The organism is Curtobacterium sp. PsM8 (assembly GCF_030433875.1).
Lineage (GTDB): Bacteria > Actinomycetota > Actinomycetes > Actinomycetales > Microbacteriaceae > Curtobacterium.
Genome location: NZ_JARUXD010000026.1, coordinates 24,121 through 45,385, shown reverse-complemented (window position 1 = coordinate 45,385; position 21,265 = coordinate 24,121). Strand labels below are relative to the sequence as shown.

Sequence of the window (21,265 nt, the reverse complement as noted above, 5' to 3'; positions counted from 1 at the left end):
CCTCGTGGAGCGACGACACGCGCCTGCCACTCCCGGAGGCACGCGCAGGCCGTGGGCGCCCCCCCCCGCCCCCCCCCGCGGGGGGGGGGCGCCCGCGCCCCGGGGCGGGGGGGGGGGGGCCCCCCGGCCCCCGCGGCCGAGGCTGGTCCGTCCGGGTCGTCGTCGCCGTCACAGTCCGCGCACCACCCGGGAGCGGACGAGCGCGATGAAGACCGGGGCGCCGATCAGCGCGGTGACGATGCCGACCTGCAGCTCCCCCGGGTACGCGACGACCCGGCCGATGACGTCGGCGACGAGCAGGAGCGCCGGTGCGACCACGGCGGACAGGAGGATCGTCCAGCGGTGGTCGGGTCCGGACAGTCGGCGGACGGCGTGCGGCACGGCGAGCCCGACGAAGGCGATCGGTCCGGCGGCGGCCACCGCGGAACCGGCGAGCAGCACGGTGACGACCGCGCCGACCGCCCGGACGAGCACCACGCGCTGCCCGAGCGACGCCGCCAGCTCGTCGCCGAGCGCCAGGGTGTTGAGCGAACGGCCGAGTCCGACGGCGATGACGAGCCCGACGACGATCGGGGCCACGACGATGCCGGCGGTGCGGAGGTCCTTGCCAGCGAGGGCCCCGACCTGCCAGAAGCGCAGCTGGTCGAGCAGGCTGGCGTTCGTGACGAGCACCGCGGTCGTGACGGACGACAGTGCCGCGGCGGTGACGGCGCCGGACAGGGCGAGCCCGACCGGGGTCAGTCCGCCGCGGGCGACGGCGGCGATGCCGTACACGAGCAGTGCGGCGAGCGCGGCGCCGGCGAACGCGAACGGCAGGTAGGTGGCGGTCCCGCTGATGCCGAACACGGCGATGCCGACGACGACCGCGAGGGCAGCGCCGGCGTTCACGCCGAGGATGCTCGGGTCGGCCAGCGGGTTCCGCGTGATCCCCTGCATGACGGCGCCGGCGACACCGAGGGCCGCGCCGGCGAGCAGCCCGACGACGGTCCGGGGCACGCGGTTGCCGAGCACGATGAGCCCGATCTCGTCCGTCCGCCCCGGGTGCAGGAGCGTGTCGACGACGACGCCGAGCGGGATCGGACGTGACCCGACGGCGACGCTCAGGCCGCACGCGACGGCGAGCACGACGACCGCGAGGACGGTGGCGAGCACCAACCGGGACACGGGAGCGGGCGCCGGAGGCGCGACGGATCGGGATCGCATGGGAAGTGAGGCGAGCCTAATGGATGCTCCCGGCGCGGTTCCGAGGGGCAGTGGCGTCGCTGTCGGCAAGCGTCGAGCAGCTGCTCGGCACCACCATGGTCCGTTCATAGGGTCGTCATGGGAACGGGGCCTGTACTGACATCCATCGACGGCCGACCGGGCCGCGAGGAACGACCGGAGAGCACCGATGAACGAGACCCCGAACCCCATGCCGGACGACGAGCGTCGCGAGCCGGAGCAGGCCCAGCGGCAGGAGCAGCTGCCCTCGTGGGAGGCGCCGCACGCGGACCGGGTGTCCCTGCGTCCCGCCTACGCCTTCGACGGTTCCGGTCCGTACCTGTACGGACCCGACGGCTCCGGTCCGTACGCGTACTCCCCCGACGGGCGCGGTCCGTACCTGGTCGGCAGCCCGGCACTCGGCGGGACGCAGCAGGGCGGCCCGACCGGCGCCCAGTACGGCGGGCAGTACGGCGCCGCGCAGTACGGTGCCGCGCAGTACGGTGCCGCGCCGCAGGGCTGGACCGGGGCGTTCGGCACCGCGCCGGGGACGAACCGACGCTCCCGCAAGCTGGCGCTGGCGATCGGCTCGGGCATCGCGGCGCTCGCGATCGTCGGTGCTGCCGGTGGCACCGCGCTCGGGCTGTCGTCAGTGCACACCACGACGACGTCCAGCCAGGGCTCGTCGCAGGGCACGACCACGACCCCGGGCACCGGCTCCGGCACCGGCTCGGGCTCGACGGGTGACGGCAGCGGCACGAACGGCTTCACCGTCCCGGGCCAGGGCACCGACGGCTCGGGCACCGAGGGCTCGGGCACCGGCACCAACGGCACCGGTACCGGCAGCACCTCCGAGTCCGCCGCCACCCCGGCGACCGCGGCGCAGAAGAAGGGCGTCGTCACGATCGACACCGTGATCGGCTACGACCAGTCGCAGCAGGCGGCCGGCACCGGCATGGTCCTGACGTCCGACGGCACGATCCTGACGAACAACCACGTCATCCAGGGCGCGACGTCGATCGAGGTCACCGACGAGACGACCGGCAAGCAGTACACCGCCGACGTCGTCGGTGCGGACGCGACGAACGACGTCGCGGTCCTCAAGCTGCGGGGCGCTTCCGGGCTGTCGACCGTCACGCTCGACGACGACGGCGGCGCCTCGACCGGTGACGCGATCACCGACGTCGGCAACGCCGAGGGCACCGGTGACCTGGTGGCGGCGACGGGCACCGTGACCGCCACCGACCAGGACATCCAGGTGCAGAGCGAGTCCGGCACCGGCACCGAGTCCCTGACCGGGCTGCTGCAGCTGGCGGCGCAGGTCGTCTCGGGCGACTCCGGCGGCCCGGTGCTCGACAGCGAGGGTGAGGTCGTCGGCATGGCGACCGCCGCGTCCTCGGGGACGGCCGACGTCACCGGGTTCGCGATCCCGATCAGCACGGCGAAGTCGATCGCGGACAAGATCCTGGCGGGCGACTCGTCGGGCACGATCACGATCGGGCTGCCGGCGTTCCTCGGGGTGCAGATCAGCAGCACCGCGACCGGCACGACCAGCGGGGTGCCGATCGCCGGCACCGTCGAGGGCTCCGGGGCCGCGAGCGCCGGACTGGCCGCGGGCGACACGATCACCAGCGTCGACGGCACCGCGGTGACGAGCTCGGACCAGCTGACGAAGACGATCAGCGGCCACGACGTCGGCGACCGGGTCTCGATCGGCTACACGACGAGCGACGGCACCGCGAAGACCGTCACCGTCACCCTGACCGCCGGCCCCGCAGCCTGACCCGACGGCCTGACCAGACATCACGTCCCGACTCCACCGACAGCACCGGTCTGTCCACGACACGGACTCCCCCGCACGATGCCCGCGCCCCACGGCGCGGGCATCGTGCTGTCCGGGGTCGTCCGACCGGCAGGAGGTCCGGGTCGCTCAGCCGAGCAGCGCGCGGACGAGCGTCCGGTAGACGTTCGCCGACGCCTCCGCCGCGAAGGCCGTGGTGCCGCCCTCGGTCCGGCCGACCCGGGCGAAGCCGATCCCCTCGGCCGAGACCACGACGAGCGGCCGGGTCCGACCGGGGCGCACGAGCGCCGAGACCGTCCACGGGGCCGCCCAGAACGCGGCCAGGGTCGGGTCGTCCGCGGCCACGGCAGCGGGCAGGTCGGGCGTCGACTCGCCGCCAGCCAGGCGTCGGTCGAGCAGGTCGCCGGGCAGGACCGCCGTGCGGAACGGCCAGGTCCACGTCGGGCGGATGCCGAGCCTCCCGGCCAGCAGTCCGACAACCCGTTCCGGCGGGACGGACGCGACCACGGACCGGCCGTCGGCACCGGTGTCGACGACGGTGCCGGACCAGGCCTGGAGGCGCGTCACCCGCCCGTCGTCGTCGTGCTGGTCGAGCGTGGTCGGCTGCACCCCCGCGGCCCAGGGGGCGAGGACGGCCGCGGTGTCCGGCGGGACCGTCCCGAAGCGGCCGACCAGGTCGGCGGCGACGAGTTCCCGCCCACCGTCGGTGCGGAGGAGCGCGGGGTTCCAGCGGCGGCCGGCGAGGTTCTGCAGGGTCGAGACGGCCTCGGCACCGAGCGACGGCCCGGTCAGGGTCGATCCGCTGAGCAGCACCGGCAGCGGTTCGAGGCTGCGCGACCCGCTCGCGGTGACCCGGTCGAGGACCCGGACCGAGTCGAGGACGGCGAAGACGACGTCGTCCGTGGCGGTCATCCGGGCGAGGGGCCGTTCGATCGTCAGGTCCACGCGGTGCCGCCCCGTGACGAGCAGCAGGTGCGCGCCGGCGACGTCGCCCTCCTCGTCGGGACGGACGTACTCCACCAGACGTGCGGGGGCGCCGGCCGTGGTCCAGACGTCACAGCCCACCAGGAGCAGCCCGTCGACCGAGCCCGGCAGCCGCTCGAGCAGCGAGGCGTTCTCGTCGCCGATCGCGCGGTCGCTCGGACGGGAACGGACGGTGAGGACGACGTCGTCGCCGCGGACCCGGAGGTCGGCGCCGGCGGCCTCCTCGGTGCGCCAACCGGACGGGCGGACGAAGCGGACGCGGGCGGTGCTGTCCTCGGTCTGCCCGGCAGCGGCGGCGGGTGGGTCGGGGACGAGCATGCTGCGAGGCTACGTGCGGGCCCGCGGCCTCGGGTCAGCGGCTCGCCGGGACGGGGCGGATCACCGGGCCGGCGGGATCAGCCGGCCGTCCGGCGCGGTCGGGGTGGCGGGGGCGGCGGGACCGGCTTCGCGGCGACGACGTCGGCGCGACGGACGGTGACGGGTCCGCGGCGGGTGGCGACGGTCACCGTCTCCGGGGTGCGGTCGGTGAGGTCGCCGAGGGCGTCGCGTGCGCCGTCACCGTCGCTGTCGTGCGCCCGGACGACCAGCCGGTCGCCGAGCGTCGCCGCGTCGAGCACGGCGAGGGCCTGCGCGCGGGCGATCTCGGCCTGCGAGGGAGCGGCGGCGGGATCGCGTTCGGCGGCGGACATGCCTCGAGGGTACGGCGGCCGGTCGGCGGCGGGGATGCCTGCTGGCGACGGCCCGGGGTCCGTCCGACCGCCGCGGCTAGGGTGGCCGGATGGACAAGGCCCGGGTGGACAGCTGGATCTGGGCGGTCCGGATCACCAAGACCCGGTCCGCCGCGACGACGGCGTGCAAGGCCGGGCACGTCAAGGTCAACGGCGAGCGGGCGAAGCCGTCGCAGCCGGTCGGCCCCGGGGACGAGGTCCGGGTGCGCCAGGCCGGGTTCGACCGGATCGTCGTCGTGAAGAGCATCATCCTCAAGCGCGTCGGTGCGACCGAGGCGGCGAAGCACCTCGAGGACAACACCCCACCCCGGCTCCCTCCCGAGGAGGCCGGCTTCGTCCCGATCCGCGAGCGCGGCGCCGGGCGTCCGAGCAAGCGGGAGCGCCGCGACCTCGAGAAGCTCCGCGGGTACTGACCGGCGTCCCGCCGACCACACGGCTCAGACGAAGCGGACGGTCTGCTGCAGGCGGTCGCGGATCGCGAAGACGTCGACCGAGCCCTCGGGCGACCAGTTGCCGGCGAGCACCTGCACGAGCGCACTCCGTCGGACGATCAGCGCCGTGGGCTTCCGGGGCGTGCCGATGAGTTCGACGTCCTCGTCCACCGCGGAGTCCGGCACGACGAGCAGCCGCCCGGTGAAGCGCACCCGGGTCTGCTTCTGCACGGCACGGGCGGCGCGGACGAGTTCCTTGACCGGGCGCTCCCCCGGCTCGAGCGTCTCGCCGACGACCTCGCCGTGTTCGATCAGCACCGGACCGCCCCAGTCGATGGACTCGACGGCCCAGAGCCCGGTCGGGGTGAGGACGGCGTGGTCGAGCTTGCCCTCGGCGCCGGCGTCCAGGTCGTGCCACACCGTCACGCCGATGCCCATGTCGGCGATGATCGCAGCGGTCGCTTCCTCGGCCAGTGCCTCGCCGAGCAGCCGGCGGACGGACCGCGGTGCGGAGCGGACCAGGGCGGGGTCGTAGGGGTCCTCGATCGGGTCGCCGAGTCCGACCCACTCGCGCTCGGCTGCCAGGAAGACCTCGCGCGACCGACCGCCGGGGTGGCCGTGCGACCGGGCTCGCGGGCGGGAGTCGCGACGCGCTGTGGGCGGTGCGTAGTCGTCGCGACCGGCACCGCTCCTCCAGGCCGCCGACCCGGACGGCGCGGACGACGAGCCGGGACGGACCGCGCCGGTGTCGTAGGCGCGGCGGGCGGCCGGGGTGCCGATCAGCTCCCACGCGACCTGTACCCGGCGGAAGTGCTGCGCGTCGCCGCCGAGGTCGGGGTGGCTCTCGCGCGCGGCTCGACGGTAGGCACGGCGGAGGGTCTCGTCGTCGGCGCTCGCGGGGACGCCGAGGACTTCGTACGGGGTGGCGTCGGCCGGGCTGTCGGTCATGGCCCTGGAACGCTACCCGACACGGGGTCGGTGTCCGCCGCGAGCGGGCTGGGCGGCTGCTGAGCAGAGCCGACCGACGACGCCGGTGCGGCCTGACCACCCCGGAGTGGTCAGACCAGCGCTGCCGTGATCGCGTCCCCGTGCTCCTCGAGCCAGGCGACGTCGGCGCGGTAGAGCTCCGCGTGCCCGTGGGCCAGGTCGCTGACGAACTTCGGGTTGCCCGCCGCCGCCTCGGTGTCGATCGTCGTGACGAGGGCCACCAGGCTCGACGTCATCGTCTCGACGAGCACGCTGCGGGAGCGGGCGTCCAGGCCGTAGGCGCGGCAGAACTCGGCGGCACGGGTCACCCGGTCGGCGAACTCGGGCACGGGCCCGCCCTCGTCGGCACTGCTGGTGAAGGGGGCGAAGCGGTACACGGCACTGGCGACGTCCCAGACCCGCGGGCCGGGGTGCGCCGTGTCGAAGTCGATCACGCCGACCGCCGCGATGCCGTCGTAGACGACGTTGTACGGGGCGAAGTCGCCGTGCACGATGGTCTCGACCGGCAGCCGCTCGGCCTGCGACCAGACGTCGGTCGTGTCGTCACGCGGGAACGAGGCGGCAGCGTCGTGGAACTGCCGCAGCAGGCGTGCGGTCGTGACGAGGGCGGCTTCGCTCGCGACGTCCGCGGTCCAGGGGTACTCGCCCGCCTCACCGGGGACGAACGTCACGGTCTCGAGCTGTGCGCCGAGGGCGATCGGGGCGGGGGCCGCGACGAAGCCCTGCTCGTGCAGGTGCGTCAGCAAGCGGTGCACGGTGGGGGTCCACGGCCCGGCAGGCCGGTGCACCCGGTCGTCGGCCTTGGTGATCCGTTCCATGGGGGAACCTCCTGAGCGTCGTCGTCGACGTGCTCGCCACTGTAGTGGCAGGAGCGGACGCTCGGGTCGGCCGACCGGCGACCATCCGATCGGCGCGCCGTCGGCGAGACGGAAGGCGCAGTCCGGACAGGAGCAGGCCGGCCAGGAGCGGGCCGGCCAGGGACGGATCGGAGTCTGACCGGTCGACGTCAGTCCGGCAGCAGCTCCCGCAACCAGCCCGGGCCGCGGACGTCGGCACCGAGCACCTGCACCCGGTCCCGCAGGCCACGGTCGGCGGTCACCACGACGACCGGTGCGTCCCCCGCGGCGACGGCTGCCTCGACCGCGGCGACGACGGCGTCGTCACCGGAGGCCGCTGCCCGGTCGATCGTCACCGGCGGCAGACCCGGCCGCGGGGCGGACGGTACCGGCTCCGTGGTGGCGCTGCGGGCCTCCCCCTCGAGCACGACGGTCCAGCGCGGCCACCAGGCGGTCGACGGCAGGTCGAGCGCGGTCGCGGGGACGCCGGCCGCGGCGAGCGCGCGGACCTGCTCCACGAGTCGGGTGGCGGCGCCGGCGCGGTCCTTCCACCAGCCGTCGGGGACGCTGCCGACGACGTTGGCGGCGTCGACGACGACGTGCGGGGTGCGGTCGAGGGTGGCGCTCAGGGCTGCCCAGGAGCGGCCGAAGCCGGGGTGCAGGTCGAGCGTGTCGACGTCGGGGACGGGGACCCAGGCCAGGGCGAGGCTCTCGCGGTCGGCCATCACGGGTTCGAAGGGCCGGGAGGCGCGCCCCACGACGGTCGTGTACGTCCAGAACCCGAGGTCGAGGACGGCGGTGTGGCGGAGGTCGACGGCGTCGTCGGGGACGCCGGCTTCCTCGGCGGACTCGCGGAGGGCGGCGGTGACGGGGTCCTCGTGCTGGTGGCGGGCACCGCCGGGGATGCCCCAGGTGTCGCCGTGGTGGCTCCACTCGACGCGGTGCTGCAGCAGGACGCGGCCGTGTCCGTCGTCGACGAGCAGGCCGGCGGCGCCGAAGCGGCCCCAGGCCTTGGTACCGTCCTCGCCGTACGCCCAGGCATCGCCCGGGTCGCGGGGGCCGGAGGGGGGTCCGGGCGGCGGTCCGGCAGGGGTCGCGGTCCGTCGTTCGTCGTCCACGTGTCCACCCTTCCACAAACGTCCGTCAGGAGCCCCTGGACGTCGGTGCCGATGCGTGTACGGTGTCGTCCGAGACACGGGGTGCCGCATCCGAGCGGCTGAGATCACACCCGTCGAACCTGCTCGAGCTCGTACTCGCGAAGGGATCGTCCATGGAGAACGCTGCGCCCACGATCGACTGGGCCCACCGAACCGCCGACCTGCTGGAGGCCGTCCGCACCCGGGCGCCGCTGGTGCAGTGCATCACGAACACGGTGGTGCAGAACGTCACCGCGAACGTGCTGCTCGCGCTGGGGGCGTCGGCCGCGATGGTCGACGTGCCGACCGAGGCGGGGCCGTTCGCCGGCGTCGCGGACGGACTGCTCGTCAACACCGGCACCCCGCACGCCGAGCCGCGCGTCGCCTCGCTCGAAGCCGCGGCCGCCGCCGTGGTCGCGGGGACGCCGTGGGTCCTCGACCCGGTGGCGGTGGGGTCGTTGCCGGTCCGGACCGCGTTGGCGCGTGACCTGCTCGCGCTCCGGCCCACGGTCCTCCGCGGGAACGCGTCGGAGGTGCTCGCGGTCCTCGGTGCCTCGGCGGGCGGTCGTGGTGTCGACAGCACCGTCGGGACGGAGGACGCGCACGACGCCGCGGTCGCGGCCGTCCGGGCCGACACGGTCGGGGCCGTCGCCGTCTCGGGTCCGGTCGACCTGCTGGTGGCGCCGAGCGGGCTGGTGCGGGTCGCGAACGGTACGGAGCTGCTCACCCGGATCACAGGCGGCGGGTGCGCGCTCGGCGCGGTCGTGGCGGCCTTCGCGGCGGTCTCCCCCGGCAGTCCGTTGGACGCGTCCGTCGCCGCGACGGCGGTGCACACGATCGCCGCCGAGCTGGCCGCGCGGGACGCCGGAGGTCCCGGTACCTTCCAGCCGCTGTTCCTCGACCGGCTCGCATCGCTGACGCCGGAGGACGTCGTCCGGGAGGCCCGGATCACCGCCGACACGTCGGCTGCGGCGGTCAGCGTCGGCGGGGCCGCCTGATGCCCGGTACGGACGACTTCGGCGTCTACCTGGTGACCGACTCCGCGCTGGCGGACCGGCACGGGCACGGGGTGCTCGGCGTGGTCCGGGCCGCGGTCGGTGCCGGGGTGCGGATCGTGCAGGTGCGTGACAAGACCGCGTCGGCTCGTGACCTGCTGGCGCTGACCGCCGCCGTGGCCGATGCGGTGGGCGACCGGGCGCTGGTGGTCGTGGACGACCGGCTCGACGTCGCCCTGGCGGCATGGCATGCGGGACACCGGGTGGCCGGTGTGCACCTCGGCCAGTCGGACGTCCCGGCGAGCGCCGCCCGTGCGCTGCTCGGCCCGGACGCCCACGTCGGGCTGACGGCGAACACGACGCGGCACCTGGTGGAGGTCGCGACGATGCCCGCCGGGTCGGTCGACCTGCTCGGGGTCGGGGTGGTGCACCCGACGAGCACGAAGCCGGACCACCCGCCGGCGCTCGGCGTCGCCGGGTTCGGACGGCTCGCGGCGACGACGACCGTGCCGTGCGTCGGCATCGGTGGAGTGACGCTCGACGACGTCGGACCACTGCGGCAGGCGGGCGCCGCGGGGGTCGCCGTCGTGTCGGGGATCTGTGCGGCGCCGGACCCGGGCGCTGCCGCTCGGGCGTTCGTGGCGGCGTGGGACGGAGCGGGACGGTGAGCGGGAGCGCAAGTGTTCCGGTTGCGCCGCTGCCGCGGGTGCTCAGCATCGCCGGCACGGACCCGACGGGTGGTGCCGGGGTGCAGGCGGACCTCAAGTCGATCGCGGCGCACGACGGGTACGGCATGGCGGTCGTCACGGCCCTGGTCGCGCAGGACACCGTCGGGGTCCGGTCGGTGCACGTCCCCGACGCGGTGTTCCTCCGGCAGCAGCTCGACGCGGTGTCGGACGACGTGATGATCGACGCGGTGAAGACCGGGATGCTCGGGACGGCCGAGGTGGTGCGGGTCGTCGTCGACTGGCTCCGGGCACACCGGCCGGCGTGGGTGGTGGTCGACCCGGTGATGGTGGCGACGAGCGGCGACCGGCTGCTCGACGCGGATGCCGAGTCCGCGATGACGGAGTTGTTCGCCCTCGCCGACCTGGTCACGCCGAACCGCGACGAACTGCGGGTCCTCGCCCAGCTGGCGGGCGCGGCGCCGACCGACGGCACCACGACCGACGGCATCGACGCTGCTCGTGCCGTCGCCCGCCGGTGGGACGTCCGAGTGCTCGCGAAGGGCGGCCACGACGACGGGCCGAGCTCGGACGACGCCCTGGTCTCCCCGGACGGCACCGTCCGGGTGTTCACCGGCCCCCGGGTCGCGACGACGAACACGCACGGCACCGGGTGCTCCCTGTCGAGTGCGATCGCCACCCTCGTCGCCCGGCACGGCGACTGGGAGCTGGCGGTCGGGTCGGCGAAGACCTGGCTGACGGCCGCCCTCCGCGGTGCCGACGCGCTGCAGGTCGGCCGCGGTCACGGGCCGATCGACCACAACGCCCTCGTCCGGGCGGCCCTGCCGACACCACGCTGGACGGACGCCTGGTGGATCGAAGCAGCAGAGGTGCTTGACGAGACGCTGGACTGCCGGTTCCTCCGGGGCCTGGCCGACGGCACGCTCGACCCCGAGGTGTTCGCGGGCTACCTGGCGCAGGACGTCCACTACCTGCGGGCGTACGAACAGCACCTCGCCACGATCGCTGCCGGGTCCACCGGGGAGGCCGCCGCGTTCTGGAGGACCGCCAGCGAGGGCTGCGCCGCCGAGGCCCGCGACCTGCACCACCGTCGGCTCGCCGGATCGCACGCCGACGACCCGGTGCACCCGGTGTGCGCCGGGTACCTGGCACACCTGGCCGACGCGGCACGGCAGGGTGCCGGCACCGGCACCGGGGACGTCAGCGTGCTCGCGGCCGCGGTGCTGCCCTGCTTCCGGGTCTACGCCTGGGTCGGGGAGCGGCTCGGGACAGCACCGGTCGGGCACCCGTTCGCCGACTGGATCACGGCGTACGGGGACCCGGGGTTCGCGGCCTCGAGCGCGCGGGCCACGGAGCTCGTCGAGGAGCTCGCGCGGCGGGCCGACCCCGAGCTGCGGGGGCGGATGGCGCGCGCGTTCCGGCAGTCGGTGGCGCAGGAGCTCGCGTTCTTCCGGATGCCGGAGCAGTTGGGCGAGCCGGTCTGACGGCGGCGGGACGGGCCTCCCGGTCGAACCGACGGGAGTCAGGACGCTTCCGGGGACGCGACCAGGCGGATGCCGTCCGCGCCGGGGGCCCGCCGGACCAGCGTGACCGTCAGGTCCGACCCGTCGACCTCGCAGCGCATCCACGTGTGGTCGGGCTGTCGTCGGCGGTCCGTCGGCGAGCCGGGGTTGAGCAGACGCAAGCCGTTCGGCGCCGTGGAGTCCCAGGGGATGTGCGAGTGGCCGAAGACCAGGACGTCGACGTCTGGGTGGTCCGCCTCGGCCCGACGTTCGCGCCCGGTCGCCGGTCCGGTCTCGTGCACGACGGCGAAGCGCAGCGACCCGATACGGCGGGTGGCGACCAGGGGCAGGTGGTCCTCGAAGCCCAGGTCGTTGTTGCCGCGGACGGCGAGCAGGTCGCGGGAGCGGGCCCGGAGCAGGTCGACCGTCGCCAGGTCCACCCAGTCGCCGGCGTGCACGACCAGGTCGGCGGCGTCGATGTCGGCCCACAGCTCGGCCGGCAGGTCCTTCGCCCGCTTCGGCAGGTGCGTGTCCGACAACAGGACGAGCGTGGTGCTCACGGGGTCGCCGTCACTCGCCGGGGTCGCGGCTCGGCATCGGCAGGTCGACCTCGTCGGCGGCGCCGAGCCGTTCGAGCATGCCGGCGAGCAGTGCCACGTCGTCGTCGGACCACTCCGCCAACCGTTCGACCAGGGCGTCCCGGTGCAGCTGCACGGACCGGGCCAGCGCCGCACGGCCGGCGTCGGTCGCCTCGAGCGGCTTCGCGTTGCCGGAACCGCCGTCGACCGTGCGGACCAGTCCCGCGACCAGCAGCCCGGACAGCTGCCGCGAGATCGTCGACCGGTTCAGGCGCAGGTAGCGGGCGATGTCGATCGCCATGCACCCGGGGTGCTGGACGACGAAGTCGACCAGCGACTGGTCCACGATGCTCAGCACGTCGTCGGTGCCGCGGGCGCGGACGCTCGCACGGCGGGTGATGCGGGAGAGCTCGGTGTACGCCCGTCCGATGTCCGCTTCGCGGATCCCGGGGCCCCTCGGGTCGGCCATGGTGTTCCAGTCTGTCGTCCGGCGTCGGCCGGAGGTCGGTCGCCCCTGGTCAGGGCGCGGTGATGCGTGGCGGTCCCCGCATCGCTGACACGGGCCCCTCCGCCGACGGTGTCGCCCCACGATAACCGGGGGTCCGCCGAAGAGGGGACATGTGACCCGCGGGCGGGCTCAGGCCGGAGCGCCCGCCGCCCGGAGCGCGGCGATGTCGAGCTTGACCATGTCCCGCATCGCCTCGTAGACCCGGGTGGCCGCCGCGTGGTCGCCGCCGGCTGCCATCAGCTCCCCCATCATCGACGGGGTGACCTGCCACGACAGGCCCCAGCGGTCGACCAGCCAGCCGCAGGCCACCGGGTGCCCGCCCTCGGCGATCAGGGCGTCCCAGATCCGGTCCAGTTCCTCCTGCGTGTCGACGTCGACCTGCAGCGAGAGCGCGTCGGTGAACGGGTGCCCGGGGCCGCCGTTCATCGCCCGGTACGGCTGGCCCATCAGGGTGAACTCGACCACGAGCACCGAGCCGTCCGGACCGCGGCCGACGCCGTCGATCCGTGAGTCGGGGAACAGCTCCGTGTAGTACTCGGTGGCGTGCTGGGCCTGGTCGTCGAACCAGAGGAAGGGGACGATGCGGGGCATGGCGGTCTCTCGGTGGGTCAGTCCGCGACGCCGCGGCTGAGGAGGTCGTTCTTCTCGGGGTGCTCGTCGAACCACTGGCTGACGAACCAGCACATCGGGACGATGCGCTTCGACGACGCCGTCTCGACGTCGGACACGGCGTGTTCCACGAGTTCGCCCGCGTACCCGTGGCCGCGGTGTGCCGGCACCGTGTACGTGTGCGGGAAGGCGATCGCGTCACCGTTGACGCGGTAGTCGAGCACGCTCACGAGGGCCCCGTCGACGTACATGGCATACCGGTCTCGGTCGGCCTCGTTCCGGAACTCGTGTGTCATGCCGCCATCCTGCACCGCCGTTCAGGGTCCGGTGCCACCGCACTCCGGGGAACGCCAGACGGAATGCCCCGGCGGCGCTCGTGTTGCACCGTGCATGACAACCATCGGAATCATCGGAGCAGGCAACATCGGATCCCAGCTCGCACGTCTCGCGGTGCAGCACGGCCACCAGGTCGTGATCGCGAACTCACGCGGACCGGAGACCCTCACCGACCTCGTCACCGAGCTCGGTGAGCACGCCACCGCCGGCACCCGCGAGGACGCCGCCACCCAGGGCGAGATCGTCGTCGTCACCGTGCCGCTCGGCGCCATCGACACGATCCCCGTCGAGCCGCTCGTCGGCAAGGTCGTCATCGACACGAACAACTACTACCCCCAGCGCGACGGCCAGATCGCTGCCCTCGACGAGGAGACCACCACCACGGCCGAGATGCTGCAGGACCACCTGGTCGGCGCCCACGTCGTCAAGGCCTTCAACCACATCGGCGCGGACCACCTCACCGAGCACGCCACCCCCGCCGGCACCCCGGACCGCCGCGCCCTCGTGATCGCCGGTGACGACGCCACCGCCAAGACGACCGTCGCCGACCTGATCGACGAGTTCGGCTTCGACACCGTCGACGCCGGCGCCCTCGCCGAGGGATGGCGCATCCAGCGCGACACCCCCGGCTACGGCCCGCGCCTGACCGTCGATGAGCTCCGCGAGGCCCTCGCCGCCGCGAAGCGCTACCGCGACATGTGACGTCGACGCACCCCGCGCTCGACCCCCTCTGACTGGGGCTCTCGGCCGCTGTTCCTCCCCGGTAGAACTGACGATGGATCAATCCAGGGAGAGGAACAGCGGCCGTGGCGTCTCATCGCATGCCCGAGTCCGAGCGACCCCGCCGGGCGGTACCCGCATGGGTCACCGCTCCGCCGGAGGACGCCCGCCCCGTGGTGGCGGCACCGACTGCGGCGAGCGCCGGGGTCGCCCCCACCGTCGGCAGCGTGGAGGTCAGCGGCCGCCCCGTCGCCCGTGCGCTCCCCGCGGTCGGGGCAGTTCCCTCCGCCGGGGCGGTTCCCTCCGCCGGCGCAGTCCCCGCGATCGGCGCAGTCCCCTCGGTCGGCTCAGCGCCGGCGGTCGGCGCGGCCCTCGCGGTCGACGCAGTCGGTCTGGAGGCGCTCCGCACCTCCGCCACGCCGGCCCTAGACCCGAACGCGGTCGCCCCCGACTACCCGCCGGCGCAGGAGCTGCTGCCGCCGGCCCCGACGTCCCCGAACGTCGACACGATCCCCTTCGCCCCGGTCTCCAGCCCTCCCGTCGTCAGCGCTCCCGTCGTCAGTGCGCCCACCGTCAACGCACCCGGCAGCGGCGTGACCGTCACCACGGTCCCGGCGGGCAGCTCCGCGGTCGGCCGACACGGTGCCGGGCAGCACGGTGCCGGGCAGCAAGCGCCGACCGGACGTCGTGGCGCCGGTGCAGCCGGCATGGCGATGCCCGTCGCGCCCGGGACCGATGTGCCCGCCGCGGAAGTCCAGCGCCCACCGCTCAGCCCCGTCGACTCCGCCACACCCGGTGCACCCGCCAACTGGTACACACCGCAGTCCGGGGTTCCGGCGGCTGCGGAAGCAGCGCCCCCGGCCCACCCGGAGACTCCGGTGCCGTCCGGGTCCTGGCTGCCGACCGTCGGCGCGCCCGCCCTCGGTGGGAGTGACACCGCTTGGTCCGCGTCCGGCCCCGCTCTGCCGCCCACGCCGGCCGTCCCCGTCGTACCGGCGGCCGGTCAGCCGCGGTTCTCGGTGCCGGGGCTCGAGCACGTCGTCGTCGAGGGTGGTGAGCCCGAGCCGGTCGGCCCGATCGGCTACCGCACGCCCGCACGCTTCGCCCGACAGCAGGCCCGGGTCGTCCCGCCGGCCGCCACGGCCGCCACGGCTGCCCCGACGTTCGACGCGATCATCGGCGCGTCGGCACCCACCGGTGTCGCGCAGTCCGCCCGCCTGGACCCGGCCGTCAGCACCCCCTCTGTCCCGCCCCTCGCTCCGGTCCTGCCGCCGGTCATCCCGGCCGTCTCCGGCAGCGCCGACACCACGGCCGTCGACCCCGCTGCGGTCGCCGGACCCACACCGGCCCGAGAGCACCGGAACGCTCGCGGACGCGGCACGACCGGCCGCCGGCTGTTCGGGTCCCGCCGCACCGTCGAGGAGCCGCCGAAGCGCCGCTCGACCGCCGTCCCGCTCCCGGCACCAGCGGAGGTCCCGACCGTCGCGACGGCCGTGACGGAGGGTGAGGCGCGCCTCCCGGCCGGTGCGCAGCCCACCCCGGGCCGGACCGCACGACCCGCCCGGTCGCTCGGGCCGACGCAGGGCGCTGTCCTGGGTGCGATCGCCGGCCTCGGGATGATCGGACTGGCCGCCTGGTGGTTCACCGCTCCCGCGACCGTGCACGCGGTCGGCGTGGTCCTCGGACTGCTCGCGGTCCTGGTGTCCGTCGTGACCATGCGGAACCCGCTGACCACGTGGCAGCGGCCCGTCGCCCTGCTCAGTGCGGTGCTCGGCACGGTCGGCACCCTCGTGCTGCTGTGGGCGGTCGCCTCGGCGCTCGGCGCACCGCTGCCGGACATCACCGGCACCGGGACCGTCCCGACGATCGCGCCCTGACCACCGAACGCCGCTCGGCTGGTCAGCCCGACCGGTCCGTCGCGAACATCCGGAGCGCCGAGCGGAAGTGCTCGACGTCACTGCGCACCGGCATCGACAGCAGGAGCGTCGACGCCGAGAGCCGCACGGCCATCGTGCCCGAGGTCGGGAGGACCACCAGGGTCCGCAGCCCGACGCGCCATGCGGCGACCAGGTCATCGAGCACCCGGTCGTCGTAGGTGACCTCAGCATCGCTCGGAGCCGCAGCCTCGAGCCAGGTGCCGTAGGCGTCCGCGAGGGCGTCATCGAGGACGGCGTCCTCCAGGTGCTCCGCGAGGTGCTCAGCCCACGCGCTCGCCTGCCGGAGGAACTCGAAGTCCTCTTCCCAGCCGTCCGGCCGCGTGACGAGCGCCGCGATCGACGCCGACCACGCCGCGAGCCAACTGCTCCGATCTGCTCCGGACCACCCGGCCGCACTCGCCGATGTCGACTCGAGGAAGAGCAGCATGCACAGCGAGTGCTCGCGTCGTTCCTCGGTGATGAGCATCTCCGGTGGCCAGGCGGACGTGGCGGCGTCTGCGTACATCTGGGGTCCCTCCTGCATCGTCGAGACCGACATGCTGGCATACCGGGCGTCCGACGGGGAAGGCCGACAGTCAGACGGCGCGGACGACCCCGCGCGACAGGATCGCGTTCGTCAGGGCCTCGATCGGCTCGCGCTGCACGGTCGGGTTGGCGATCAGGACGTAGTCGACCGCCGGCAGGTCCGGCAACGACAGCCGCTGCGACACCTTCACCAGGTCCGCCGGGATCAGCGAGTGCGGGAACACCGCGACCCCGATGCCGGCACGGACGGCTGCGAGGACTCCGTTGACGTCGCGGGTGTTGCAGGTGATCCGCCAGGTGCGGCCGGCGGCTTCCAGCGCGTCGATCGCCATCTGCCGACTGATGCTCGGTGCCTGGTAGGCGATCAGCGGCACCGGGTCGTCGACTTCCAGCGCGATGCCGTCCTGCGCCATCCAGACCATCTGGTCCGAGGCGACCCGGGTCCCTTCGGCGGACTCCCCCGCGGTGCGCTTGATGAACACGAGGTCGAGCTGCCCGGCGTGCACTCGGCGGAGCAGCGGTGCGGACTGGTTCACCGTCAGCTCGAGGTCGACCTGCGGGTGCAGCTTCCGGAAGTCACGGAGGATGCGCGGCAACTGCGTGATCGCCAGGTCGTCGGCCGCGCCGAACCGGAGGCGCCCTCGAGCAGCAACGCCGGAGAAGTACGCGTCGGCCGTGGCGTGGGCGGCGAGGATCGTCCGCGCGAACCCGGCCATCGCGTCGCCGTTGTCGGTCAGGCGGACCCCGCGGGTGTCCCGGGCGACGAGGGTCCGCGAGACCGTCGACTCGAGCCGGCGGACGTGCTGGGACACCGTCGGCTGGCTGATGCCGAGCTGCACACCGGCCTGCGTGAAGCTCCCGGTCTCGGCGACGGCCAGGAAGGTCTGGAGCAGGACGGGATCGAGCACGACGGCCACCTCATTCGACATCGCAATGGAGTGATGCCGATCATAGGAGGATCGAATGGCCACCGAGGGGTTAGTTTCGGTTGGGTACCGTTCCCATCCTCGACAGCCGGAGTCCCCCGCACCGTGCGATCGTCACCGACGACCATCCACCCGCCCACCGAGCCGCTCCCGATCAGCACCGTCCGCCCGCCGTGGCGCCGGTCCTTCATCGCCCTGTCCGTGCCGAACTTCCGGCTGTTCACCGCCACCAACCTCGTCGCGATGACCGCCGGGTGGATGCAGCGCATCGCCCAGGACTGGCTCGTGCTGCAGCTCACCGGGTCGGTCGCACAGGTCGGCATCACGGTCGCGTGCCAGTTCGCACCGATGCTGCTGTTCGGGCTGCTCGGCGGGGTGTTCGTCGACCGCTACTCGAAGCGGGCGCTGATGATGATCACGCAGGGTGCCTTCGCGGTGCTCTCGCTGCTGCTCGCGGTGCTGACCCTGGCCGGGGTGGTGCAGGCGTGGCACATCTGGGTGATCGCGTTCCTGGTCGGCATGGTCACCGTCATCGACAACCCGGCGCGGCAGGTGTTCGTCACCGAGATCGTCGGACACCAGCACCTGCGGAACGCGATCAGCGTCAACTCGTCGGTGTTCCAGCTCGGCGGCATGATCGGCCCCGCACTGTCCGGCATCCTGCTCGTCGCCGTCGGCGCCGGGTGGTCGTTCGGCATCAACGCGATCGCCTGTGTCGCCGTGGTCGTGACGCTCGGGTTCCTCCGCGTCTCCGAACTGCACCGCACGCCGCCGGCCCCGCGGTCGAAGGGGCAGCTCATGGAGGGCCTCCGCTACGCCGCCGCGAAGCCGACGATCATCGTGCCGGTGATCCTGGTGGCGTTCTTCTCGGTGTTCGCGTTGACGATGCCGGTGCTGCTCTCCGCCTTCGCGTCGAAGGTCTACGACGTCGGCGCGGGCGGGTACGGCCTGTTCAACTCCGCGGTCGCCGTCGGCGCATTGACCGGCGCGGTCCTCTCCACCCGGCGCGCGGTGGTGCGGCTGCGCACGATCGTCGGCGGGGTGTTCTGGACCGGGGTCCTGCTCGTGGTCGCCGGGACGACCCCGACGATCGCGCCGTTCACGGTCCTGCTGGTCGTGGTCGGGTTGTCCCAGCTGCTCTTCCAGACGGCGTCGAACTCACTGGTGCAGCTGTCCTCGAACGTCGCCATCCGCGGCCGGGTGATGTCGCTCTACGTCCTCGTGCTCCTGGGCGGACAGGCGATCGGCGGCCCGCTGATGGGCCAGGTCGTCGACCACTTCGGGGCGCACGTCGGGATGATGGTCGCCGGCGGCGTCCCGGCCGCGGCCGCGGCGGTCACCGCGCTCGTCCTGGCGCGGCGGGGTGGCCTGCACCTCGAGGTGCGCATGCGCCACCACCTGCCCCTGCCGGCCATCGTCGGCAACCAAAGACATGACCGACGGGAGGCGCGCGGCCCCGGCGGGGCCCGCGGTGGGACGATAGAAAAAAAAGCCCCCCCCCCCCCCCAAACATCCCCCCGCGCGGGGGCGCCCCCGCCCCCCCGCGCCCCGCCCCCCCCCCGTCCGTCATGCGGTGACGTGAGCCGGTCGGCTCAGTAGGCCACGCCGAAACGCGCCTGGTGGTGCTTCGGCTGCTCGATCTCGTCGACGACGGCGATCGCGTAGTCGGCGCCCGAGATGTCGGAGTTGCCCTCGGCATCGGCGAGCAGGACGTCGTCCGAGGAGCGGTAGGTGCCGCGACGCTCGCCCGGGTTGTAGCCGCCGAAGGCCGCGGCGGGGCTGACGTAGAACCAGTCGACCGAGGTGTCGCCGGCGCGCAGGGCCTCGAGGATCTGGCCGTGGCTCTTCGCCTCGCCCTTGAAGGCGTCCGGGAAGTCGGGGGTGTCGTACAGGGCCGGGCCGCCCTCGGCGACGAGCATCGAGCCGGCGCCACCGACGATGCCGAGACGCGCACCCGCAGCCTCGGCGGCGTCGACGAAGTGCTGGAACTTGTCCTTCAGCTCGCTGCCGTCGGACTGGACCGCGTGCAGGGACACGATGACGACATCGGCGCCCTTGGTCACGTCGGACACGAAACCGGCGTCGAACGCGTCGCCCTGGGCGAGCGTGAGGTGCTCGGCGGCGTCGAGCTTGGAGGTGTCGCGCGCGACGGCGACGACCTCGTGGCCGCGGGAGAGGGCTTCACGGACGATGGCGGAGCCGGCGTAGCCGGTGCCTCCGAAGACGACGATGGTGGACATGCGAGCTCCTTCGTGTGACGGTTCCGACGCGGTCACGCGCCGTGTCACTCACTGTACGGGTGTTACTCTCTTTCGGTAAGTAGGCACCTCGTGGTGCGTGCCCCGCCCGGGCGCGTCGCGGGTCGTGTCCGACGGAAGGCCACCATGAGCGCGCTCGAGTACAGCCCCTACGCGGCGGACTGCCCCTCCCGGCAGCTCCTCGACCGGATCGGGGACCGCTGGAGCGTCCTGACGATCGGCGCCCTGGCGGACGGGCCCCGCCGCTACTCGGCGATCGCCACCCGGGTACAGGGCGTGTCGCAGAAGATGCTCACGCAGACCCTCCGTGCCCTGGAACGCGACGGGCTGGTCACCCGGACGGTGTTCCCCGAGATCCCGCCGCACGTGGAGTACGAACTCACCGACACCGGACGGTCCCTCCGCACGGTCCTCGTGCCGCTCGAACAGTGGGCGATCGACCACATGGACGGCGTCACCGAGGCCCGCTCGGGGTACGACGCGCGCGGCTGAACCCGTCCCTCCTGGAATCGCGACCGCCCGCCGGTGGTTGCGTGGAGACATGCGATCCATCGTCTACTCCCAGCCCGGAACGTCCGCCGTCCTCTCCCTCGCCGACCGTCCGGTCTCCGAGCCCGGTGACGGCGAGGTCCGCGTCCGCGTGGTCGTCTCCGGCGTCAACCCCACCGACTGGAAGGCCCGGCAGGGCGGGACCTACGGCGACGGCCTGCCGTTCCCGGAGATCACCCCGAACCAGGACGGCGCCGGCATCGTCGACGCGGTCGGCCCCGGGGTCGAGGGGCTGTCGGTCGGCGACCACGTCTGGCTGTTCATGGCCGCGGCCTCCCGCCCGACCGGCACCGCGCAGGAGTACACCGTCGTCCCCGCCACTCGCGTCGCTCCGCTGCCCGAGGGCGTCTCGTTCGATGTCGGCGCCTCGCTCGGCGTCCCCGCGATGACCGCCCACCGCGCCCTGACCGTGCACGAGGACGGTCCCGCCCGACTCTCCCCCGGCGCGCTGACCGGTCGCACCGTGCTCGTCGCGGGAGGCGCGGGTGCCGTCGGCCACGCCGCCATCCAGTTGGCACGGTGGGCCGGCGCGACCGTCATCGCGACGATCAGCTCCGACGACAAGGCAGCCCTCGCCACCGCGGCCGGCGCCCACCACACCGTCAACTACCGCGAGGACGACGCCGCCGACCAGATCCGCGCGATCGCCCCGGACGGCGTGCACATCGTCGTCGAGGTGTCGATCCCCGCGAACGCCGCCCTGGACGCGGCCGTGCTGGCGAACCACGGTGTCGTCTCGATGTACGCCGACAACGGTGGCGACGCGGCGTCGATCCCGGTCCGGCCGAACATGAGCATCAACGCCCGGTACCAGTTCCTGCTGCTCTACACGATCGGCGACGCTGCCCTGGCGGCCGCTGCCGAGGACGTCACCGCAGCACTGCGCGACGGTGTCCTGCCGGTCGGCGAGGAGGCGGGCCTGCCGCTGCTGCGCTTCCCGCTCGAGGAGACCGCGGCCGCGCACGACGCCGTGCAGGGCGACGCGGTCGGCAAGGTGCTCATCGACGTCGCGGCCGAGTAGCGGGGGCGCGGC

23 protein-coding genes and 1 riboswitch are annotated in these 21,265 nt (G+C 73.9%); of the genes, 10 read left to right on the top strand and 13 right to left on the bottom strand.

Going from position 1 to position 21,265, the window contains the following annotated elements:
- Positions 1–168: 168 nt before the first annotated feature.
- Complete coding sequence (locus QCD68_RS08280) at positions 169–1,203, bottom strand: FecCD family ABC transporter permease (RefSeq protein ID WP_301222671.1); 1,035 nt, start codon at positions 1,201–1,203, stop codon at positions 169–171.
- A 187-nt stretch (positions 1,204–1,390) separates the two neighbouring features.
- On the opposite strand from QCD68_RS08280, the gene QCD68_RS08275 reads away from it, so the two are divergent.
- On the top strand, positions 1,391–2,983 hold the full coding sequence (locus tag QCD68_RS08275) for a S1C family serine protease (RefSeq protein ID WP_301222670.1): 1,593 nt from the start codon (positions 1,391–1,393) through the stop codon (positions 2,981–2,983).
- A 147-nt stretch (positions 2,984–3,130) separates the two neighbouring features.
- Here QCD68_RS08275 and QCD68_RS08270 read toward each other — a convergent pair whose 3' ends face one another.
- Positions 3,131–4,303, bottom strand: a complete 1,173-nt coding sequence (locus tag QCD68_RS08270) for a hypothetical protein (RefSeq protein ID WP_301222669.1) — start codon at positions 4,301–4,303, stop codon at positions 3,131–3,133.
- 77 nt (positions 4,304–4,380) lie between these two features.
- On the bottom strand, positions 4,381–4,674 hold the full coding sequence (locus tag QCD68_RS08265) for a hypothetical protein (RefSeq protein ID WP_301222668.1): 294 nt from the start codon (positions 4,672–4,674) through the stop codon (positions 4,381–4,383).
- 89 nt (positions 4,675–4,763) lie between these two features.
- On the opposite strand from QCD68_RS08265, the gene QCD68_RS08260 reads away from it, so the two are divergent.
- A complete protein-coding gene (locus QCD68_RS08260) occupies positions 4,764–5,126 on the top strand; it encodes an RNA-binding S4 domain-containing protein (RefSeq protein WP_111075053.1) in 363 nt (120 codons plus the stop codon).
- Positions 5,127–5,150: 24 nt separating this feature from the next.
- On the opposite strand, the gene QCD68_RS08255 is transcribed toward QCD68_RS08260, so the two are convergent.
- The 3 genes from QCD68_RS08255 to QCD68_RS08245 all read right to left on the bottom strand — a co-directional run bounded on the left by QCD68_RS08255 (position 5,151) and on the right by QCD68_RS08245 (position 8,085).
- A complete protein-coding gene (locus QCD68_RS08255; RefSeq protein ID WP_111075052.1) occupies positions 5,151–6,092 on the bottom strand; it encodes a DnaJ domain-containing protein in 942 nt (313 codons plus the stop codon).
- A gap of 110 nt (positions 6,093–6,202) precedes the next feature.
- Positions 6,203–6,949: a phosphotransferase enzyme family protein gene (locus tag QCD68_RS08250; RefSeq protein WP_301222667.1), complete on the bottom strand. Its 747-nt coding sequence runs from the start codon at positions 6,947–6,949 to the stop codon at positions 6,203–6,205.
- A 188-nt stretch (positions 6,950–7,137) separates the two neighbouring features.
- The gene (locus QCD68_RS08245; RefSeq protein WP_301222666.1) at positions 7,138–8,085 is read right to left on the bottom strand and encodes an NUDIX domain-containing protein; all 948 of its coding nucleotides are present in this window, start codon (positions 8,083–8,085) and stop codon (positions 7,138–7,140) included.
- Positions 8,086–8,152: 67 nt separating this feature from the next.
- Positions 8,153–8,249, top strand: a riboswitch (TPP riboswitch).
- Between QCD68_RS08245 and thiM the strand changes: the two genes are divergently transcribed.
- The 3 genes from thiM (at position 8,238) to thiD (ending at position 11,268) form a co-directional block, all read left to right on the top strand.
- Positions 8,238–9,101, top strand: coding sequence for a hydroxyethylthiazole kinase (gene thiM, locus QCD68_RS08240; RefSeq protein ID WP_301222665.1), 864 nt, complete (start codon positions 8,238–8,240; stop codon positions 9,099–9,101). It overlaps the preceding riboswitch by 12 nt.
- Positions 9,101–9,766, top strand: coding sequence for a thiamine phosphate synthase (thiE, locus tag QCD68_RS08235; RefSeq protein WP_301222664.1), 666 nt, complete (start codon positions 9,101–9,103; stop codon positions 9,764–9,766). The genes thiM and thiE overlap by 1 nt, the downstream gene beginning before the upstream one ends.
- Positions 9,763–11,268, top strand: a complete 1,506-nt coding sequence (gene thiD / locus QCD68_RS08230; RefSeq protein WP_301222663.1) for a bifunctional hydroxymethylpyrimidine kinase/phosphomethylpyrimidine kinase — start codon at positions 9,763–9,765, stop codon at positions 11,266–11,268. The genes thiE and thiD overlap by 4 nt, the downstream gene beginning before the upstream one ends.
- Positions 11,269–11,306: 38 nt before the next feature.
- On the opposite strand, the gene QCD68_RS08225 is transcribed toward thiD, so the two are convergent.
- From QCD68_RS08225 to QCD68_RS08210, 4 genes are all read right to left on the bottom strand, one after another.
- Positions 11,307–11,846 carry a metallophosphoesterase family protein gene (locus QCD68_RS08225; protein WP_301222662.1) on the bottom strand — a complete coding sequence of 180 codons (540 nt, stop codon included), beginning with the start codon at positions 11,844–11,846 and terminating at the stop codon, positions 11,307–11,309.
- 10 nt (positions 11,847–11,856) lie between these two features.
- Entirely contained in the window at positions 11,857–12,333 is a 477-nt protein-coding gene (locus QCD68_RS08220; protein ID WP_221851623.1) for a MarR family winged helix-turn-helix transcriptional regulator, read from the bottom strand.
- Between the two features lie 168 nt (positions 12,334–12,501).
- Positions 12,502–12,963 carry a VOC family protein gene (locus QCD68_RS08215; protein ID WP_301222661.1) on the bottom strand — a complete coding sequence of 154 codons (462 nt, stop codon included), beginning with the start codon at positions 12,961–12,963 and terminating at the stop codon, positions 12,502–12,504.
- A 17-nt stretch (positions 12,964–12,980) separates the two neighbouring features.
- Positions 12,981–13,277, bottom strand: a complete 297-nt coding sequence (locus tag QCD68_RS08210) for a GNAT family N-acetyltransferase (protein WP_301222660.1) — start codon at positions 13,275–13,277, stop codon at positions 12,981–12,983.
- 94 nt (positions 13,278–13,371) lie between these two features.
- Between QCD68_RS08210 and QCD68_RS08205 the strand changes: the two genes are divergently transcribed.
- Both QCD68_RS08205 and QCD68_RS08200 read left to right on the top strand, forming a co-directional pair.
- Complete coding sequence (locus tag QCD68_RS08205) at positions 13,372–14,019, top strand: NADPH-dependent F420 reductase (protein ID WP_301222659.1); 648 nt, start codon at positions 13,372–13,374, stop codon at positions 14,017–14,019.
- Between the two features lie 104 nt (positions 14,020–14,123).
- Positions 14,124–15,914: a hypothetical protein gene (locus tag QCD68_RS08200; RefSeq protein ID WP_301222658.1), complete on the top strand. Its 1,791-nt coding sequence runs from the start codon at positions 14,124–14,126 to the stop codon at positions 15,912–15,914.
- Positions 15,915–15,936: 22 nt separating this feature from the next.
- On the opposite strand, the gene QCD68_RS08195 is transcribed toward QCD68_RS08200, so the two are convergent.
- Together QCD68_RS08195 and QCD68_RS08190 are read right to left on the bottom strand one after the other, a co-directional pair.
- The gene (locus QCD68_RS08195; protein ID WP_301222657.1) at positions 15,937–16,479 is read right to left on the bottom strand and encodes a hypothetical protein; all 543 of its coding nucleotides are present in this window, start codon (positions 16,477–16,479) and stop codon (positions 15,937–15,939) included.
- Positions 16,480–16,549: 70 nt separating this feature from the next.
- Positions 16,550–17,407 (bottom strand): LysR substrate-binding domain-containing protein, encoded by an 858-nt coding sequence (locus tag QCD68_RS08190; RefSeq protein WP_204608201.1) that lies wholly within the window; start codon positions 17,405–17,407, stop codon positions 16,550–16,552.
- Positions 17,408–17,530: 123 nt separating this feature from the next.
- Here QCD68_RS08190 and QCD68_RS08185 point away from each other — a divergent pair, with 123 nt between their 5' ends.
- Positions 17,531–19,024 carry an MFS transporter gene (locus tag QCD68_RS08185; protein ID WP_301222656.1) on the top strand — a complete coding sequence of 498 codons (1,494 nt, stop codon included), beginning with the start codon at positions 17,531–17,533 and terminating at the stop codon, positions 19,022–19,024.
- Here the strand turns inward: QCD68_RS08185 and QCD68_RS08180 are convergent.
- Positions 19,018–19,665: an NAD(P)-dependent oxidoreductase gene (locus QCD68_RS08180; protein WP_181439266.1), complete on the bottom strand. Its 648-nt coding sequence runs from the start codon at positions 19,663–19,665 to the stop codon at positions 19,018–19,020. The genes QCD68_RS08185 and QCD68_RS08180 overlap by 7 nt on opposite strands.
- Positions 19,666–19,809: 144 nt before the next feature.
- Between QCD68_RS08180 and QCD68_RS08175 the strand changes: the two genes are divergently transcribed.
- Both QCD68_RS08175 and QCD68_RS08170 read left to right on the top strand, forming a co-directional pair.
- Entirely contained in the window at positions 19,810–20,175 is a 366-nt protein-coding gene (locus QCD68_RS08175; protein ID WP_301222655.1) for a winged helix-turn-helix transcriptional regulator, read from the top strand.
- A 49-nt stretch (positions 20,176–20,224) separates the two neighbouring features.
- Positions 20,225–21,253, top strand: a complete 1,029-nt coding sequence (locus QCD68_RS08170) for an NADPH:quinone reductase (RefSeq protein WP_301222654.1) — start codon at positions 20,225–20,227, stop codon at positions 21,251–21,253.
- The last annotated feature ends 12 nt before the right edge of the window (positions 21,254–21,265 follow it).